This is a genomic window from Chroococcidiopsis sp. [FACHB-1243] (assembly GCF_014696895.1).
Lineage (GTDB): Bacteria > Cyanobacteriota > Cyanobacteriia > Cyanobacteriales > Chroococcidiopsidaceae > Chroococcidiopsis.
On the sequence record NZ_JACJQX010000003.1, the window covers coordinates 172,464 to 189,594 of the forward strand.

At 45.1% G+C, this 17,131-nt stretch carries 18 protein-coding genes; 10 read left to right on the top strand and 8 right to left on the bottom strand.

Annotated elements, in window-relative coordinates:
* Positions 1 to 27 precede the first annotated feature (27 nt).
* Both minD and minC read right to left on the bottom strand, forming a co-directional pair.
* Complete coding sequence (gene minD, locus H6G17_RS03475; RefSeq protein WP_106545844.1) at positions 28 to 834, bottom strand: septum site-determining protein MinD; 807 nt, start codon at positions 832 to 834, stop codon at positions 28 to 30.
* On the bottom strand, positions 831 to 1,622 hold the full coding sequence (gene minC, locus H6G17_RS03480) for a septum site-determining protein MinC (RefSeq protein ID WP_192154172.1): 792 nt from the start codon (positions 1,620 to 1,622) through the stop codon (positions 831 to 833). The genes minD and minC overlap by 4 nt, the downstream gene beginning before the upstream one ends.
* 275 nt (positions 1,623 to 1,897) lie before the next feature.
* Here minC and H6G17_RS03485 point away from each other — a divergent pair, with 275 nt between their 5' ends.
* From H6G17_RS03485 to H6G17_RS03500, 4 genes are all read left to right on the top strand, one after another.
* Positions 1,898 to 2,968: an AI-2E family transporter gene (locus tag H6G17_RS03485; RefSeq protein WP_192154174.1), complete on the top strand. Its 1,071-nt coding sequence runs from the start codon at positions 1,898 to 1,900 to the stop codon at positions 2,966 to 2,968.
* Positions 2,965 to 3,756, top strand: coding sequence for an alpha/beta hydrolase (locus H6G17_RS03490; protein ID WP_192154177.1), 792 nt, complete (start codon positions 2,965 to 2,967; stop codon positions 3,754 to 3,756). The genes H6G17_RS03485 and H6G17_RS03490 overlap by 4 nt, the downstream gene beginning before the upstream one ends.
* A gap of 173 nt (positions 3,757 to 3,929) precedes the next feature.
* Entirely contained in the window at positions 3,930 to 4,361 is a 432-nt protein-coding gene (locus tag H6G17_RS03495; RefSeq protein WP_192154179.1) for a DUF6335 family protein, read from the top strand.
* A 31-nt stretch (positions 4,362 to 4,392) separates the two neighbouring features.
* Positions 4,393 to 5,199, top strand: coding sequence for a PD-(D/E)XK nuclease family protein (locus tag H6G17_RS03500; protein WP_347276406.1), 807 nt, complete (start codon positions 4,393 to 4,395; stop codon positions 5,197 to 5,199).
* A gap of 147 nt (positions 5,200 to 5,346) precedes the next feature.
* Here H6G17_RS03500 and H6G17_RS33280 read toward each other — a convergent pair whose 3' ends face one another.
* The gene (locus H6G17_RS33280; RefSeq protein WP_242038216.1) at positions 5,347 to 5,532 is read right to left on the bottom strand and encodes a hypothetical protein; all 186 of its coding nucleotides are present in this window, start codon (positions 5,530 to 5,532) and stop codon (positions 5,347 to 5,349) included.
* Positions 5,533 to 5,622: 90 nt separating this feature from the next.
* On the opposite strand from H6G17_RS33280, the gene H6G17_RS03510 reads away from it, so the two are divergent.
* The gene (locus H6G17_RS03510) at positions 5,623 to 6,966 is read left to right on the top strand and encodes a glutamine synthetase family protein (RefSeq protein WP_192154302.1); all 1,344 of its coding nucleotides are present in this window, start codon (positions 5,623 to 5,625) and stop codon (positions 6,964 to 6,966) included.
* Positions 6,967 to 7,012: 46 nt separating this feature from the next.
* Here H6G17_RS03510 and H6G17_RS03515 read toward each other — a convergent pair whose 3' ends face one another.
* On the bottom strand, positions 7,013 to 7,699 hold the full coding sequence (locus H6G17_RS03515) for a hypothetical protein (RefSeq protein ID WP_192154183.1): 687 nt from the start codon (positions 7,697 to 7,699) through the stop codon (positions 7,013 to 7,015).
* Positions 7,700 to 7,968: 269 nt separating this feature from the next.
* Between H6G17_RS03515 and H6G17_RS03520 the strand changes: the two genes are divergently transcribed.
* Positions 7,969 to 8,478: an allophycocyanin subunit beta gene (locus tag H6G17_RS03520; protein WP_192154186.1), complete on the top strand. Its 510-nt coding sequence runs from the start codon at positions 7,969 to 7,971 to the stop codon at positions 8,476 to 8,478.
* A gap of 25 nt (positions 8,479 to 8,503) precedes the next feature.
* On the opposite strand, the gene H6G17_RS03525 is transcribed toward H6G17_RS03520, so the two are convergent.
* Together H6G17_RS03525 and ubiE are read right to left on the bottom strand one after the other, a co-directional pair.
* Complete coding sequence (locus H6G17_RS03525) at positions 8,504 to 9,742, bottom strand: DUF445 family protein (RefSeq protein ID WP_015153830.1); 1,239 nt, start codon at positions 9,740 to 9,742, stop codon at positions 8,504 to 8,506.
* A gap of 217 nt (positions 9,743 to 9,959) precedes the next feature.
* Complete coding sequence (gene ubiE, locus H6G17_RS03530; RefSeq protein ID WP_192154188.1) at positions 9,960 to 10,661, bottom strand: bifunctional demethylmenaquinone methyltransferase/2-methoxy-6-polyprenyl-1,4-benzoquinol methylase UbiE; 702 nt, start codon at positions 10,659 to 10,661, stop codon at positions 9,960 to 9,962.
* A 261-nt stretch (positions 10,662 to 10,922) separates the two neighbouring features.
* On the opposite strand from ubiE, the gene H6G17_RS03535 reads away from it, so the two are divergent.
* Entirely contained in the window at positions 10,923 to 11,984 is a 1,062-nt protein-coding gene (locus H6G17_RS03535; RefSeq protein ID WP_192154190.1) for a RuBisCO accumulation factor 1, read from the top strand.
* Between the two features lie 149 nt (positions 11,985 to 12,133).
* On the opposite strand, the gene thrS is transcribed toward H6G17_RS03535, so the two are convergent.
* A complete protein-coding gene (thrS, locus tag H6G17_RS03540) occupies positions 12,134 to 13,990 on the bottom strand; it encodes a threonine--tRNA ligase (protein ID WP_192154192.1) in 1,857 nt (618 codons plus the stop codon).
* Positions 13,991 to 14,284: 294 nt separating this feature from the next.
* Between thrS and H6G17_RS03545 the strand changes: the two genes are divergently transcribed.
* The 3 genes from H6G17_RS03545 (at position 14,285) to H6G17_RS03555 (ending at position 16,263) form a co-directional block, all read left to right on the top strand.
* A complete protein-coding gene (locus H6G17_RS03545; RefSeq protein ID WP_039715832.1) occupies positions 14,285 to 14,620 on the top strand; it encodes a DUF2605 domain-containing protein in 336 nt (111 codons plus the stop codon).
* A gap of 189 nt (positions 14,621 to 14,809) precedes the next feature.
* Positions 14,810 to 15,136: a DUF2973 domain-containing protein gene (locus H6G17_RS03550; protein WP_192154194.1), complete on the top strand. Its 327-nt coding sequence runs from the start codon at positions 14,810 to 14,812 to the stop codon at positions 15,134 to 15,136.
* Between the two features lie 596 nt (positions 15,137 to 15,732).
* A complete protein-coding gene (locus tag H6G17_RS03555; RefSeq protein WP_192154196.1) occupies positions 15,733 to 16,263 on the top strand; it encodes a DUF1269 domain-containing protein in 531 nt (176 codons plus the stop codon).
* Between the two features lie 64 nt (positions 16,264 to 16,327).
* Here the strand turns inward: H6G17_RS03555 and H6G17_RS03560 are convergent, their stop codons facing one another.
* Positions 16,328 to 16,885 carry a hypothetical protein gene (locus H6G17_RS03560; RefSeq protein WP_192154198.1) on the bottom strand — a complete coding sequence of 186 codons (558 nt, stop codon included), beginning with the start codon at positions 16,883 to 16,885 and terminating at the stop codon, positions 16,328 to 16,330.
* Between the last annotated feature and the right edge of the window lie 246 nt (positions 16,886 to 17,131).

Sequence of the window (17,131 nt, forward strand, 5' to 3'; positions counted from 1 at the left end):
GCAGGTTGCAGGTTGTTAAATCGGGGCTTAAATTAGTTTCGTCCACAACAATTTGCGCAGACGAGAAAGAAAACCCTCATGCACGGGATGGAGATCGAGAAATTCGATTTTTTCGCCTTCTAATCGGCGGGCAATATTATCAAATGCCTTACCAGCTAGGGTAGGGTCTTCAGCTAAAACCAGGGGTTCGCCTCTATTCGTTGAAACGATCACGCGCTCGTCTTCTGGGACTACGCCTAATAGGGGAATGCCCAAAAGTTCCTGCACGTCCTGCACTGACATCATATCATTCATTTGCACCATTGCGGGGCGCAAGCGGTTGACAATTAACTGAATCTGCTTGACTCCGTTAGCCTCCAATAGACCGACTACGCGATCGGCATCGCGGACTGCGGCAATTTCTGGTGTAGTGACAATGATTGCTTCTTGCGCTGCCACGATCGCATTTTTAAAGCCCGTTTCAATTCCGGCTGGGCTGTCTATAACAATATATTCATAGTTTTTGGTTAAAGTCCCCACCAGTTGTTTCATCTGTTCTGGGGTCACTGCCTCTTTGGTGCGATTTTGGGCGGCTGGTAGCAGGACTAGTTTTGGTTCGCGTTTATCTTTAACCAGGGCTTGTTCTAAACGACATTCCCCAGTGACAACTTCAACGGCAGTGTAGACTATCCTGTTTTCTAGACCTAGCAGTAGGTCTAAATTACGCAGCCCGAAATCCGCATCGACTAGGACAACCGTGCGCCCCATGCGGGCTAGTGCCATGCCAATGTTGGCTGTGAAGGTAGTCTTACCCACCCCTCCTTTTCCAGATGTTGTGACGATGATGCGAGTCATGGCTTAGATATAAACTGGGACTTAGAAAAATCAGCGGCTTTTGTGATGCGGATGCCTTCGGGTGTAACGTAGGCAACTTCAGGATAAAACCGATCTGGTATCGTTGTTGGCGCTCTAGCTACAGAATCGGCAATTCGTAACTGCGTGGGTTCCATTTGCAGGGCAACAATTAGGCATTTAGAATTACCGCTGGCTCCTGCGTGGGCAACTCCCCGCAATCGCCCCCAAACTAAAATGTCTCCATCGGCAATGACGTTTCCACCTGGGTTAAGATCGCCCAAAATCACGACCGTACCAGGGTGGCGAATTTCCGTCCCCGATCGCACGGTCATTTGCAAGTACAGCGGTTCTGCTAAAGGCGCGGGCGATGCTGCCGGGAGTTGATTGATTGCCGATACTGGTGGGGCTTGTTGCTCGACGCAATAACCAGCGGTAGCAGCGGCTACAGCAGTTTGACGGCGCGTCGTACAGACTCGTCGCAGTTGCAATTGGACTTCCCACAAGGCATCAGCGATCGCCTTCAGTTGTCTGCCATCCAGCAACCGATCCGCTGCCATGAGATCGACAGTCGTATTTGGTTGCCAGAAGCGATCGCCTCCTTGCAACCGTTGTTTTAACTGTATCCAAAGATCCGACCAGTTGAGCGCTGAGGATTCTCCTTCTGCTGGTAGCGTTAACACCAGCCGTCCTTCCTCACTTTTGAGGCGAACTTGTAAACTAGCGATCGCCTCTGGGGAAGGCGGAGTAATAGTTGGAACTAGTTCTGGATGGGCAGAATCAGATGTCATGTATTATCAGGTCAGCAGAGGCACGCGAACCGACTCACTAAATATCCATAACATATTAAATGAATTGAGGCAGAAAACTTTCTGAGTAAGTTAATAATTGTCATTTGTGAGGAGCCAGGAGTCAGGAGTCAGGAGTCAGAATAAACTGAACTGGTCACTAGTCACTGGTTACTGATAACTGCTCCCTTCCCCCTAAGGAGGAAGACACCGATCGCGGCAAGGGCATACAGTAACAGCAAAATTGCTGGCAATAGCCAGAAAATGGAGGCGGTACTGTGCGGATCGGGCAATGGATTGGTTTTCTCGCCCTGATTATCTCTCTCTACGTTCTGTGGCAACTGCGACAAGTTGTTTTACTCATATTCGCTGCCGTTGTCTTGGCAACGGTTCTCAACCGAGTTGTGCGGTTGCTTCAGCGCTATCGCATCCAGCGCGGGATTGCCATAGCAATTACGGTTATTGCCTTACTCGCGATCGTGGCTGGTATTTTCGCGATCGTCGTGCCGCGTCTTGTAGAGCAATTGCAACAGTTAGTCAAGCTCCTGCCAGAAATATCGGATCGGGTGCTTGGCTGGTACAACTGGGTACGCAGCTTAATCCCTGGGCGAGTTTTAGAAGCCGCCCCACCCTTAAGCAATCTGACTCAACAACTCCAGTCTTTTGTAGGGAGAATATTAGGTAACTTTGTCACCGTGTTGAATAACTCTTTGGCAGCGGTGGTGAATTTCCTGCTATTTTTTGTTCTCACGATTATGCTGCTACTCAATCCCGTCCCCTATCGCCGCACGTTTATCCTTGCTTTTCCTGCTTTCTATCGTCGTCGAGTGGACGAAATTCTTTCAGAATGCGAAGACTCTTTAGTTGGTTGGATTAAAGGCACTCTCTTAGCAATGGTAGGGATTGGAATCGTCTCTTTTATTGGATTATCTCTTTTGGGAGTTCCATTACCTTTAGTTAATGCTTTAATAGCAGGCTTATTAGAATTTATTCCTAATGTGGGACCGACTTTAAGCGTCATTCCTCCGGTTTTGCTGGCGCTTTTAGATGCTCCTTGGAAAGCTGGGGCGGTTATTGTTTTATATTTAGCGATTCAGCAGTTTGAAAGTTTAGTACTCGTACCAATAATTATGCAACGGGAAGTCTCTTTGTTACCCGTGTTTACTATTCTTGCTGTCGTTGTCTTTGCAAGTTTGTTCGGCTTTTTAGGCTTATTTCTTGCTATTCCATTATTAATCGTGACTCAAATTTGGTTAAAAGAAGTTTTGGTTAAAGATATTCTCAACCGATGGCAAGGAGAAAAAGAAAGTAAGGAAGACAAAGAAACAAGAGGACAAGTTGAAGTATGAATGCTCAAATTTTAAATCATTTTGTTGACTCTCGCATCCAAGTGCAAGATTGCAGCATTTTTTATCAGCAAAGCGTTCGGCATTCTTCAACTCCCATTCTATTTTTACATGGCTGGGGAATCTCATCCGAGCCTTACCAAGAAGTTTTAGAACTCATCGCAGAGCAACACGCTGTCATCGCTCCCGATTTACCTAGTTTTGCTCGTTCCTCCTACCATAATCTAATTTCTGATTACCACAGCTATGCAAAATTCATAGTTTCATTCTTAGAAGCACTAAATCTTCCACAAGTGCATCTGGTGGGACACTCGTTAGGTGGAGGAATCGCAATTACTTTAGCTACTCTCATTCCAGATCGGGTAAAAAGTCTGGTTTTATTAGATAGCACGGGAATTCCATCTGTATCTATTCCAGAAATTGTACCGCGTAGAGCAATTGAGATGACCGCTCAAATTTCTATCCCCAAACTAAAGTTACAATTTTTTGATATTCCTAAAGTCTTTACTCATAATCTCTTATTTAATACTGGAAATATTATTTATGCCTTACTCATTTCATTGTATCAAGACTCGACACATTTATTACCTAGTATTAAAGCCCCTTGCTTAATATTATGGTCGGAGAAAGATCTAACTACACCATTAGCTACAGCGCGGGAGATGGCAAATCATATTCCAAATGCCACATTAACTATTGTGAAAGAAGGTTATCACGAATGGATGCTTTGGCATCCCGAAAAACTTGCATCGATCGCGCTTGATTTTATCAAGCAAGTTGAGTTAGGTTGAGGCGATCGCCTGTTAGTTTAATGACAAATGACAAACGACAAATGACAAATGACAAATGACAGACATAACGCTAAGTATTACAAATTACTGAGAGCTGACATAGTTAGGGTTAAAATTGTAAGTATCAAGAGACAGGGAACCATCTCTTATCTAGGCTGCAAGGAGCGAGTCTTATGGCAGGTACAAATCCTTCTGATGCAGTCAACCCTTCATCAAAGCCATCAGTTGAAAATGAAGAGTTGTTATTAGCAGATCTCATTGGTACGGACAACATCGACATAGTTTTTGAGGAATTGAGCGATCGCGACGCGGAAATCGGTACTATCCTCAAGCGATTGAAAAATCCATCAATCTATGCTGAAGACGTGACGGGCGGCGATCTTGACGATGATTGGTATCAAGCCGAGGTTGTCGGCGAAGAAGCAGTTGGGGGAGACAATCCCACCCCCGATCAAAGCGTGACTGAGAATCTGTTGCATTCAATGGGGATTACTTCAATAGACGGACAGCCAGTAGAAACCTGGAAAAATTTGCAGCAACGCGATCTCGAACGCTGGGAACTCAACCCTGAATCGTCAGAAGATTATCGGGAACACGGAGAGTAATTTGAATCAAATCGCCAGCGATCGCACTATGATGCGTCTATCTCAAGGACAACTCAACTTGCTAGAACGTTGCCCGCGTCAATTTCAACATACCTATTTAGATCTATTCGGTTCGCCTACGACATCGGAACAACAAGAAAGACAAGCTTGGGGAAGTCGGTTTCACCTGCTGATGCAACAGCGAGAATTGGGCTTGCCAATTGAATCTTTAGTGCAGGAAGACATACAGTTACAACACTGGATGAATGCCTTTGCGACTGCTGCACCAGAAATTTTAAATCTAGATGCAAATCGGCAGATTTTTCGCGAAAGCGAACATTACCGTACGCTGCAAGTGCAAGATTATTTATTATCGGTTATTTACGACTTATTAATCGCAGACGATCGCCAAGCCCAAATTTTCGACTGGAAGACAAACCCCAAATTACCAAAAAAAGCTCAGCTCGAAAAGAATTGGCAGACAAGGCTATATTTATATGTCTTAGCCGAAACCAGCGATTACCTGCCAGAACAGATTTCGATGACTTATTGGTATGTCCCATCTTCTCTAGAAGTAGCGCCGCCAAAATCGTTACAACAAATTAAATTTACCTACAGTCAAGCCAAACACGAAAAAACAGCTAAAGAATTACAGCAGTTATTACATAGATTTACCTATTGGTTAAAATGCTACGAACTAGGCGAACCATTTCCACAAATTCCAGAAGGAAATAAAAACTGCGAATATTGTCAATTTGCCACTCGTTGCCAGCGCGATCGCGATCGCGACGATTCAGCAGCTAGCAGTCAAAATTGGTTGCCCGATCTAGTAGATATTCCAGAAGTTTCTCTTGGTTGAGATTTAACGCCATCTATTACAACTAGCCGATGCACGAATACGTCAAAGGTAGAATCTTTAACAAATTATCTCAGCGGTCGTTCGCTCTTACTCAATTTGCCTTATGATGTCAAAGCTACTGCATTTCAACTGCAAGTTTGGCAGGCGCTACAAACCATTCCCATCGATCCGACCGTAACATACAGCGATATTACCCGCAGTATCGGGTAGCCAACTGCCATCCGCGCCGTTGTCCGTGCCTGTGCGACTAACCCAATTGCCCTCATTTTTACCTGTGATTCGGGTAGTTACTACAGGTAGTTTAGGAGGCGATCGCTGGGGAATTACCTGCAAGCAAGCACTACTGGAGTTAGAGCAAAGGTATTCAAAGCAACAGTATATGGAACCTCAAAAATGAATTTCCACGGCAATGCAGGAAGCGCCATGATGCAAGACACGATTTATAAAACCTTACAGGCAAGTAGGGTGCAATTTATTCGCATTCTCTGGTGCGACAATGCCAATATCATTCGTGGCAAAGCAATACACATCGGCGCGTTATCTCAGCTAGTGGATTATGGAGTCGGCATTAGTGCGGCACAGCAAGCAATTCCCGTGATGCACGACGTGGTAGTGGCGGAAACGGGGTTGAGTCCTGTAGGTGAAATTCGCTTAATCCCAGATTGGAATACCTTGAGCGTACTGCCTTATTCTACAGGTCACGCTCGCGCCATCGGCGATATGATGCAAGATGGCAGTCCTTGGGCTTACTGTCCGCGAGACTTTTTGAAACGAGCGATCGCGGCGGCGCAAGAAGCAGGGATAGAGGTGATGGCAGCGTTTGAAAATGAGTTTTATCTACTCCATCCCGCTGAGAATGGATTGGGAGTAGAACCAGGCGATCGCACGGTCTTTGCTTCTACTTTCGCGATGGATGCTAATTTAGCAGTTATTAACGAAATTGCTGAAGCCCTCCTCGCCCAAAATATCCCTGTAGAACAGTACCATCCCGAATCTGGCGGCGGACAACATGAAATTTCGGTGCGTTACACCCGCGCTTTGTCAGCAGCAGATTACCAAATTGCTTTTCGGGAAACCGTGCGTGCAGTAGCATTGCGCCACAAACTCAAAGCCTCGTTTCTACCAAAAATCTTTGCCGAACAAGCAGGTAGTGGTTGTCACCTGCACCTGAGTCTCTGGCAAGATGGTAAAAATCTCATTTCCGACACTGGAAACGCACCTGGAATCTCAAAAATTGCCCGTGCTTTTATTGCTGGCATTTTGGAGCATTTACCCGCCTTGATGGCACTGACTACGCCTAGTATCAACTCCTATCGTCGCATTCGCCCTCACTCCTGGAGTGGGGCTTTTCGCACTTGGGGATACGACAACCGCGAAGCCGCGATCCGAGTCCCTAGCGATCCTGCAAGTCCCAGTCCGACGCAGATTGAAATCAAAACTGTTGATGCTTCTGCCAATCCCTACATTGCTCTAGGCGCAGTCATCACCGCTGGATTGGACGGCGTGCGTCGTCAACTCGAACTAGGAGAGGCGATCGCAGTTGACCCAGGATCTCTATCCCAATCGGAACGAGCAGCGAAGGGAATTGAAGCCTTACCAACAAATTTAGGTGAGGCGATCGCCCATCTCCAAACCGATAAAGTTCTCCTCGAGGCTTTAGGCAAAGAACTCGCTCAAGCATACATTGCCGTCCGTCTGGCTGAGTGGGAAGCCATGAAAGATTGGACGTTGAAAGAAGAAGTAAAGTTGTTACTGGAAAGATATTAAGGAAGTCAAAAGTCAAAAGTTAAAAGTAGGGTGGACAATGCCCACTTTAATAACTTTGAAATATGCTTTTATCAATATTTGAAAAGACTTCGGGCTGAAAATTCTGGGGAATATCTTCTGTAGCAATTTGATTTGAGCTAAGAATTGATAGAGCTTCCCGCATCAAATCGTTCTGCTCTTGATTCAGCAAGGCTAACTTAGCAGAGATTTCTAATAGTCGCTGGTGTTGGTCGGTATAATTTATTGCCACGTCTGATGTTGGTAAAACGTGCGTTCGCTCTAGTTGTTTCTGAGGACGTTTTAGAATAAATCGAGCTGATAAGAGATGTAGCGATCGCCAGCTCATTTGAATTAAAAAATGCCCTAATCTCAGCGGCATTTGTAATACTGACAAACAGAACTTTTCAAATAAGCGTCCGATGGATTTAATCAAACTCCAGACAATTGCAATGACAAATAACAGTATAATTACACTTATGATGGGGCGCTCTATTGCCCAATTCAGAACTTGTAGCGATCGCTCTACGGTTGGATGTGCTTCTAACCAACTCTGAAACACAATCGCCTGCGTGGAGGCAATCGGTGCGATCGCCTTATCTGCTAGACTGCCAGCAGCATCTTGAGTTGTGGTAGTTATCCGCGCGATCGTATGGCTAAAAGTATCGCCAGCTGCAGCTACCCAATCTTTTGTCCGCTCCAGAATTGAAGTGCCATTTTCTGCTTGAGATCTCATCCTCAACAATCTCCTGCGATCGTGCTATCTCAAGCCTATCTCTGCCAACTCATTTTGAGCAGATGGCATAAATTTGTAGAGAGCAACTATGCAACTACGCTACAGATGAATACCAATAATCTCATTATAGTTAGAGCAAAATAGTTAGAGCAGATCGTTATGGTAGACTCAATCCTAAGACCCAATTTGTAGAACGATATATCACTCTTTTAGCTTCAGGTTTCCAGCGGAATAGTTGTTTTAATATAAACGTTTCGGAGAGGAATCTAATGCAAGATAAATTAACAAGCGTAGCCAAGAATTGCGATTTAACAGGCAGTTCTTTAAATCGCGAGGTTGTTGAGACTCTGAAAGAGTTTCTGGCTGATGGTGAGAAACGGGTACAGGTAGCAGGCGTTATTGGTTCCAATGCAGCTGAGATTGTCAAAACAGCAGTTAGTTTATTATTCCAAGAATACCCAGAGCTAGTTAGTCCGGGTGGCAATGCTTACACAACACGTCGCTACAATATGTACGTGCGAGATATGAACTACTTCTTGCGATATTGTAGTTATGCGATCGTGGCTGGAGATGCTAGCGTCTTAGACGAACGATTGCTGGCTGGTTTGCGAGATACTTTCAACTCTCTAGGAATCCCTTTAGGTCCCACTGCTCGAAGTATCCAGCTGATGAAAAATATCGTCAAAGAAAAGTTAGTGACGGCTGGAATGACTAACGCTACGTTTGTCGATGAACCATTCGATTACGTCGTGCGTGAGATTAGTGAAACGGAGATTTAGCAAAGTGTGGTGGGCATTGCCCACCCTACTGAATTTGTTGGAAAAATAACAATCCAGCTTGAAATAGTCCCACGACAAAACCGAGAACACCACCTAAGTTAACAATTGCCTGTAACTCATTTTTGACAATTCCTTCGATCGCAGCTTCTAATTCGGCGGGAGAGGTAGATTTGACGCGATCGATAATTACCTGGTCGATCGATAGAATTGGAAGTGCCTGTGCCACCAAATTTTCTAAATCTTGCTCTAAATAACGCTCCAAAATTAAAGATAACTCTTGACCGATCGCGGTTAGAGAAGAACTGAAAGCAGGAGAGTTACGCAAACGATTGAGCAGTACGCTAGCGGTATTTTCCCAATCAATCGAATCGCTAAATCCTTGAATAAACTCTGGTCCGTGAATTTGAGAATAGCCGATTGCTGTTTCTCGAATTGTATTGCGTAATTGCTTTACAGTAGAAACAGGTAAATTTTGCAATGATAAACTTTTCAACCAAACTTTAAGGCGCTCGCGGACTTGAAGCTCTTGAATTAACTCCTTAATCCGCGCATTCGTAACTTCTCTTTCGTCCAAACAAAACGTTCGCAGGCGCGCCAAAGTGTTACGCAAACCAAATAAGTTAGCAACTACCCAATACGTACCACTCGTTTTTTCGCGAAAACTCTCATCAATAATTTGAATCGTGCGATCGGTTAAAAGATCGATGACTAACTGCCGAATTGCGTCTGGTGGAAGAACGACTTGCAGCAACCAATCAGCTAACCTCCCCGCTTGCTCGTCGCTGAGTTGAAACTCAAGTAATACCTGGTCGAAAATTTGATTGAGTTGAGTGCCTAAAAACTCTTCTCGTCGCAACAACACCTTAAACAAACGCGGTAAAGATTCCCCAACCAAATCGCGTAAAATTCCCGCCAGAATTTTGGTTGCTCTTTGATCTCTATCAGTACGAACCTGTTCGATCGCCAGTCTTAACAGCCATTCTATCCCTCCTCGCACTCGCTCCGGTTGCAGCAATCGCCGCGTCAACTTCTGCAATTCCTCTGGTGTCAGCAGAGAACCCATGATCGTGTCCGACACCCGCTTTGCCAAGCGCTCTTGGTTGCGAGGAATTAAACCAGGGGTAAAAGGTAATTGTCTTCCGGCAAAATAACGCGCTCGGTAGGGACGAAACAGCATTTTAATGGCTAAATCGTTCGTGAAATAGCCAATAATTGCTCCCGCGATCGGCGGACTAACATAAACCCAGAAATGAGACCAATCCATACAAGCAGGAGATGAGAGTTAGGGAGTGGGAAATGGGGAGTCGTAGGGGCGGGTGCGCGCAAATAGATAAGTAACTGAGGCAATGAATTCTCGGTCAAAACCCGCCCGTACAGGAGTCGGGAAAGAGTGTAGTGCGTGTTTTAATTCCGAATTCCGAAGTCAAGCAGGCGGACGACGAGGTTTCCTCGTCATTAAAGCCGCGTCGAATTCCGAATTCCTAACCCCATCCCTTAGTTAAGACCAATATCCCCATCATACCGTTGGCAATTGGGTAGTGAGTGGCTGTTGCAAACCCTACTTCTCGCGAGAGTTGAACTTGTGCTTTACCTGAAGGAAATCGATCTAAACTGGGGCTGATATAGGCGTATTCTTCCGTGAGATCGAAGTGACGCGCGGCGGGAACGACGAGATTATCTAAGTACCATTGTTGAAAAGCCCTAAATTGAGAATTTTCCGGGCGATGAAAGTCTAAAATTGCCGCTTTAGCACCAGGTTTGAGGACTCGATGCAGTTCTTTTAAGCAACAAGGAATATCGATAACGTTACGCAGTCCATAGCCCATCGTTGCAGCATCAAAATGATTATTGGCAAAAGGTAAATTCAATACATCTGCTTCTACCCAAGAAATCGGGGGTTGGGGATACTGGCTTTGGCTGCGTTGTTGGGCGATCGCCAGCAGTTGCGATGAAAAATCTACCCCGTATACTCGTCCGTTAGCTCCTACTTGACGGGCGAGACGCAGCGCTAAATCGCCACTACCACAACATAGATCGACACAGGTATCCCCCAAGCTTGCTTGGCTCCACTTAACTGTCATTTGCTTCCAAATGCGGTGCTGACCTAAACTCAGCAAGTCATTTAAGCGATCGTAAACTGGGGCAATGCGATCGAATATCTGTTGGATTTCTGTTGTAGGCATGGTTTCAAGTGTAAGGAGCGCACGAGCAGGGAGTAGGAAGGACAAGGGGGACAAGGGGGACAAGGGGGACAAGGGGGAGTAAAAGCTGGCTGCTATCCTTCTAAACAGGATAAAACTTGTTATGGGTAACTTGTACGTTTCGCCGCCAGAAATTACGAACAGCTCGATCTAATAAAACTCCAGCATTTACAATCAAACTCTAGGGAGGAAAACAATAAATACTTTCCCTTACCCCTTACCCCTTACCCCTTACCCCTCATCATGACTGAATCGCCCTCCAATCAACTCGACATCGAAGCCACGCTGACATCCCTGCGGCAAAAACAAGGTAGTTGGGTAGAATGGGGTCAAGCGATCGCCCAGTTGCAAAAAGCAGGGCAAACACCACAGCAGATCTTTGAAGCGACGGGATTTGAACCAGTGCAGCAAAATCAGGTGATTGTAGGCGCGCAGGTTTATACTTCTTTAGAAAAAACAAATGCTTCTGAGGCAGTGCGATCGCGCTTTACTCAAAAAGGCAGCGATATTTTGTACGAACTGCGGTTGCTCAATAATGCAGAACGAGTCGCCGCAGCAGAATTTATCTTGGCTCACAACTTAGATGCGGATATGGCTAAGGAAGTGGCGCGGGATATGAAAGAATTTTCTCGCCTGCGTAACTTACCCGAAGGATTTGCCGATCGTCCAGGAGATGCAATTGCTTATCAGTGTTGGCGACTGGCACGACAAAAATCAGATTTACAAGAGCGATCGCGATTAATTGCTAAGGGGCTAAGGTTTGCCGATTCGGATACGGCAAGACAAAAAATCGAACAGTTGCTTGTCGATTTTACTGTCGTTCCCAAGCGTCCGGCTCCAACTATACCTTTTTATCGTCCAGATTCCGAAGATCATTTACCGCGATTGATTCCAGTTGTTGGGGAAATGCCGTTAAAATCGGCTGAAGTTCAAGCTGTACCCATAGTAGAAGCAGTAGAGCCGTTTCAGATTGTCAAGTTTGCTGGGGAACAGGCTTGGGTAGCCTTACCAGGTTGGCAAACAGTCCGCAGTGCTGAAGATCCGATCGCAATTTTGTGTCAAAGCGATCGCCTCCCCAATCAATCAGCTACAACATCGGAACCAGTTCTAGTCATTACCGACCGTCACGCTAGAGAATGGGATGTCAATAGTTATTTTGTCTATGATGCAGCGGGGGAAGTTGACTTTGGTTGGTTTGAAACTCAACCAGATGTCAAGTTACTGGGAAAAATTGTCGTTGTCGTGCGTCCCAAGCACATTATTGATGAAGAGTTAACGAAAGATTCTTGGCAGATCGATGAGTAAGGAGTTACGCACTTGAATCAGCTCTCGATCCTCCCTAGCCCCCAATACGGTTCGGTTAAAAGCGATCGATCCTCGAAGATCCCCTTCAAGGGGGGAAACAAAGCCCCCTTTTTAAGGGGGTTGGGGGATCGAGGACGTAATGTCGAGGATTAGAAATTAGTGTAGTTAGCGATCGCCTTTTGCATCCTTTCCAACACCGCAGGGACAGAGATCGTGCCGAGATCTGCCGATGGTTTACCAGCAGCACGAACGCGGAGACTCAAACTATCGGACTCCACTTCTTTCGCCCCTACAACCGCCATGACGGGAATTTTTGCTTTTTCAGCATTGCGGATCATTTTCGGCAAGCGATCGCCACTGGTATCGACTTCTACGCGCATGTTGAGCGATCGCATCTTGTCTGCGATTTCTTTAGCAAACATCAATTGAGCATCGCTGACGGGCATTAATCGAGCTTGAATGGGTGCTAGCCACAAGGGAAAGTCTCCCGCATACTCTTCAATTAAAATCCCAATTAACCGTTCTAACGAGCCAAAGGGGGCGCGGTGAATCATTACTGGGCGCTGGCGCGTGCCATCCTCTGCTACGTATTCCAAATCGAATCGTTCGGGTAAGTTGTAATCAACTTGTACTGTACCTAATTGCCATTCCCTTTCCAAAGCATCTTGGAAAATAAAATCGAGTTTGGGACCGTAGAATGCTGCTTCCCCAATTCCTTCAAAGTGGTTCATTTCTAGCTTTTCTACAGCGCGGCGAATTGCTCCTTCAGCTTTTGACCACGCCTCGTCAGAACCAATGTACTTATCCGAAGCCGGATCGCGGAAACTCAATCTTGCTTTGAAATTTTTCAGTTGCAATTTGTTAAATACCGACAGAATCAAATCCACCACATTGAGAAATTCGCTGTCGAGTTGTTCTGGAGTCACGAATAGGTGAGAATCATCTACCGTAAAACCACGCACCCGCGTCAAACCTCCTAATTCGCCCGATTGTTCGTAACGGTATACAGTCCCAAACTCTGCCAACCGCATTGGTAATTCGCGATAAGAACGTAATTCGCTCTTGTAAATTTGGATGTGAAACGGGCAGTTCATCGGCTTGAGAACGAAACCCAATTCGTGGGCTGCTGCTTCCTCATTCTCTGCCATCAATGGAAACATATCCTCTTTATATTTCTGCCAGTGACCGGAAGTTTTAAATAAATCGACTCTGGCAATGTGAGGCGATACGACAGGAAGATAACCGCGTTTGAGCTGTTCTTGTTTGAGAAAGTCTTCTAAAAGACTGCGTAATAGCGTCCCTTTGGGAGTCCACAGGGGTAAACCCGGTCCCACCTCATCGCTAAAGATAAATAGTCCTAGTTCCTTACCTAAGCGGCGATGGTCGCGTCTAAGGGCTTCTTCCTTACGACGCTTGTACTCAGCTAATTGCTGTTCTGATTCCCATGCCGTGCCGTAAATTCGTTGTAGCTGCGCCTTGGTTTCATCACCGCGCCAGTATGCCCCAGCAACGCTTTCTAACTCAATTGCTTTGGGTTGCAACTCTGCCGTGTTGTTAAGATGGGGTCCAGCACACAAGTCCCACCATTCATCCCCCAAATAGTAGATCGTAATTGGTTCCTGCTTAATGTCTGCCAGGATTTCTAGTTTATACGGCTCTTTAATTGCCTGAATCCGCTGTTCGGCTTCCTCGCGGCTGACTTCTTCCCTAATGACAGGCAATTTACGATTGATAATCTTCACCATCTCTTTCTGGATGGCTTTGAGATCTTTTTCTGTAAACGGTTCGGGATTGTCAAAATCGTAGTAAAATCCATTCTCAATCCAGGGTCCAATAGTCACCTGTGCTTTAGGAAATAACTTTTGCACCGCCATCGCCATGACATGAGAGGTAGTGTGGCGAATCTTCTGCAATGTCTCTGATTCACTGGTGCGAGGGAGATAAATTTTTTCCTGCGGTGCTTGTTCCTGCTGTTCCGGTTGACAATGGGATTCTGAACTAGACATTTTACTTACAAAACTATGTTGACGAGACTGTAAACCAATACTGTTTGCCTTCTATTGTAAGGAGTCAGGAGTCGGGAGTGGTAATTGGTAATTGGTAATTGGTAGTTGGTAGTTGGTAATTAGTAATTGGTAATTGGTAGTTGCTCCCCTAGCCTCCCCTGCTCTCTGCGCCCTGCTCCCTACTCCCTGCTCCCTGCTCCCTGCTTCCTGCTCCCAGTTACTTCTAATGACAGAATGTAAAGAATCTTGAACTAAGTTAAGATTAGTGGTAGGTTAGTAATCTACTTTTCATTCATGCTTAATCAAAACTTGCCAGAACCTGAGTTGTTAAAAACCTTACTCCAACCGCTACTTGAAGATTTTAAGTATTGGTTCGGGCGATCGCAGACGTTTCTGGAAAATGAGAAAGTTTCATTTTTAGAACCGCAGCAGCAATCTGAATTGTTGGCAAGAGTCAAGCAAGCTCAGCAGGAGGTAAGTACGGCACAGCTCATGTTTCAGGCAACTGGGGGACAAGTGGGCATTGACATGGCAACGCTCGTACCCTGGCATCAATTAGTGACAGAATGTTGGAAAGTGGCAATCCGCTTCCGGTCGGAGCAGGCAACACAGCCAGAGGTAGAATTTTAAATAATTTTATTTAGATAAAGTGTTCCTTGTAGCATACATGCTTGACTGAAATATTCTGAGTAGACGATTGTATATCGAAGCAAATTCTGTGATGCTAGAGATAACTGTTAATACCTTTAGCAAAGCGGTAGAAGTTCGTAAAAACTCGCAAAAAACTGTATAGACTGGCTGGCTTGGAGAAAAAACTCGATGTTACACTTACTTTACATCCTTGCTTTTACTATCCTAGCGTTGATAGCTGTAAGCAATCTAATTCGCAACTTAATTATGTTCAGTTTCGAGCGCGATCGCACGTTTGCCTCACCGCGATCGCCCGTGCAAAATAGAGGAAATCTTTCCTATATCTCAAATCGCTCCGTACCTCACCCTGAATTACTAGATGCAGCTGGCAACCCTATCGGAGAACCACTGTTAGTCATGCGCTCTATTGATGTTGAAGATGCCCGCGCCCAATTAGACGCACTTTATGAGGCTTCTCCTGGCTGTAGTAGCGAAAGCAAGGAGGAAGAAGCATAATTTGAATCAAATCTGTCTGCTTTACATCAAGTAAAAACTTTTTAACTACAAACTTTAACTATATACATCAACTCCTATTTATTCAGGGCAAAGTCCTGCGTGATAAATGGAGTTTTTTTATAGGTCATTGGATAGTTAGGAGTGAAGATCGATCGTTTTGACTTCTGTACGGGCGGGTCGATCGAATAATTTTGACTAGGGCAAATATTTTTAGTAAAACTGCCTCTACAACTTTTGACTTTCTACGCGATCGCAGATATTTTGCATAAGAAACATTTTTGTCCTTAACTTTGATACATGAAATAATTTGAGGAATTAGATATTTCTACTTAGTTTCAATCGCAGCTCAGACACCTTAATATTTCTTCACTCCAAAAGTGAAATTTTGAAGAACTTAGCGATAAAGCTTATCATTATATTTCAATTCTTCTCTCGACTACTTTGTTCGATCTAAGTTGTTTTTAGCAAGATATAAAAACGAAAAATAAGCCTAACTCTAAGTAGGTACAACTGATAATGTTGCCTGTATGACTGAGTGATGGTGGCTAAACAACAGTTAATAACTATCGAACAAGGCGGATTTAGAGGAGGAGCAGATGGTTTTAGTAAAACATAGATGCACAGTTGGTACATTTACAACTCGTCAGGAAGCAGAACAAGCATTTGCCAAATTATATTGTGCGGGTTTTCCTATTAGTCATATTTCTGTAGCCAGTAAAGATGCAGAATTATTGGCAGATTTAAGAGCGGCAATTCAGAGAACTCAAGCTGGCGCACTCGCAACAGAACCAACAGAAAAATCGCCCTGTGCCATGATTGTCGGTAGCACAGTCGGCGCGATCGGTGGTTGTTTAGCAAGTATTGGTATTTTACTGGTACCAGGAGTTGCTCCAGCGTTAGCTGTTGGCACGGTAGGAACAACTTTAGCTGCAACTTTATTCGGTACGGGAATTGGATTGGCTTGTGGTGGTGCGATCTCAACCTTAAACTGCGCTGACAGACTGACAGTAAGTCCAAATGTAGAAAGCGATCGCTCTTTTCCACAAGAGTATTTAGTCATCGTAGAAGGCACGGATGCAGAAGCACGCCGCGCCCAGAGAATTTTGGCAAATGGGGCTAGCGGTTAGGTAGAATTCGGAATTCGGAATTCGGAATTAAATACTTGTTGACTGAGTGCTAGCCGCTAATGTTTTATCGAGGGGTTGTCTGAGAACCACTTTGAGATGGAGTTTTCTTAGAGCCACTGGGCTTGCTGCTAGGGTTCATCTCCGAATCACTAGAACTATCAGGGCTAGTCATGCTACCGCTACTTGGAGTGGTGCTGCTGCCTGGAGTCATCGTGCCGCTACCAGAGTTAGAAGGAGTTGTAGTGCCATTGGAATCAGAACCAGTACCTGGAGTCGTGCTGCCAGGATAAGTAGTAGTACCTGGAGTCGTGCTGCTGCCTGGAGTCGTGCTGCCAGGATAAGTAGTAGTACCTGGAGTCGTGCTGCTGCCTGGAGTCGTGCTGCCAGGATAAGTAGTAGTACCTGGAGCCGTGCTGCTGCCTGGTGACATTTCTGTACCAGTAGAAGAACCACTGCCACTACTAGGGCTAGAAGTAGACTGAGCTAAAAACTGTCTGGTATTTCCATCGGAGGAATTAGGTAGAGCAAACGCTGGTAAACCGAGTAAAGCGCTAGCACCAGCAATTCCAAGTAAGCTAAAAAGTTTTGTATTCAAGCTTTTCTTAGTTATGTTTCTGCCCATTTTTATTTCCTCACTTGCTGTGGTGTTACAGTCAATAACTTTGTAACTGTCTTGGCAATACTAACAAAGATATTTCGGCGCTGACGACGATAATTATGATTTCAAATCAGCCAATTTGCTTCAATAATTGAGTCAGAAAATCCTCGAAAAACGTTGCTGTGTTTGATTTAGTTCCCGCTTGTTTTAGAAATCGCTTTAAAGTTATATAGCAGTTTTATTTAGCTGTACTATCGATCGCCACTTGCC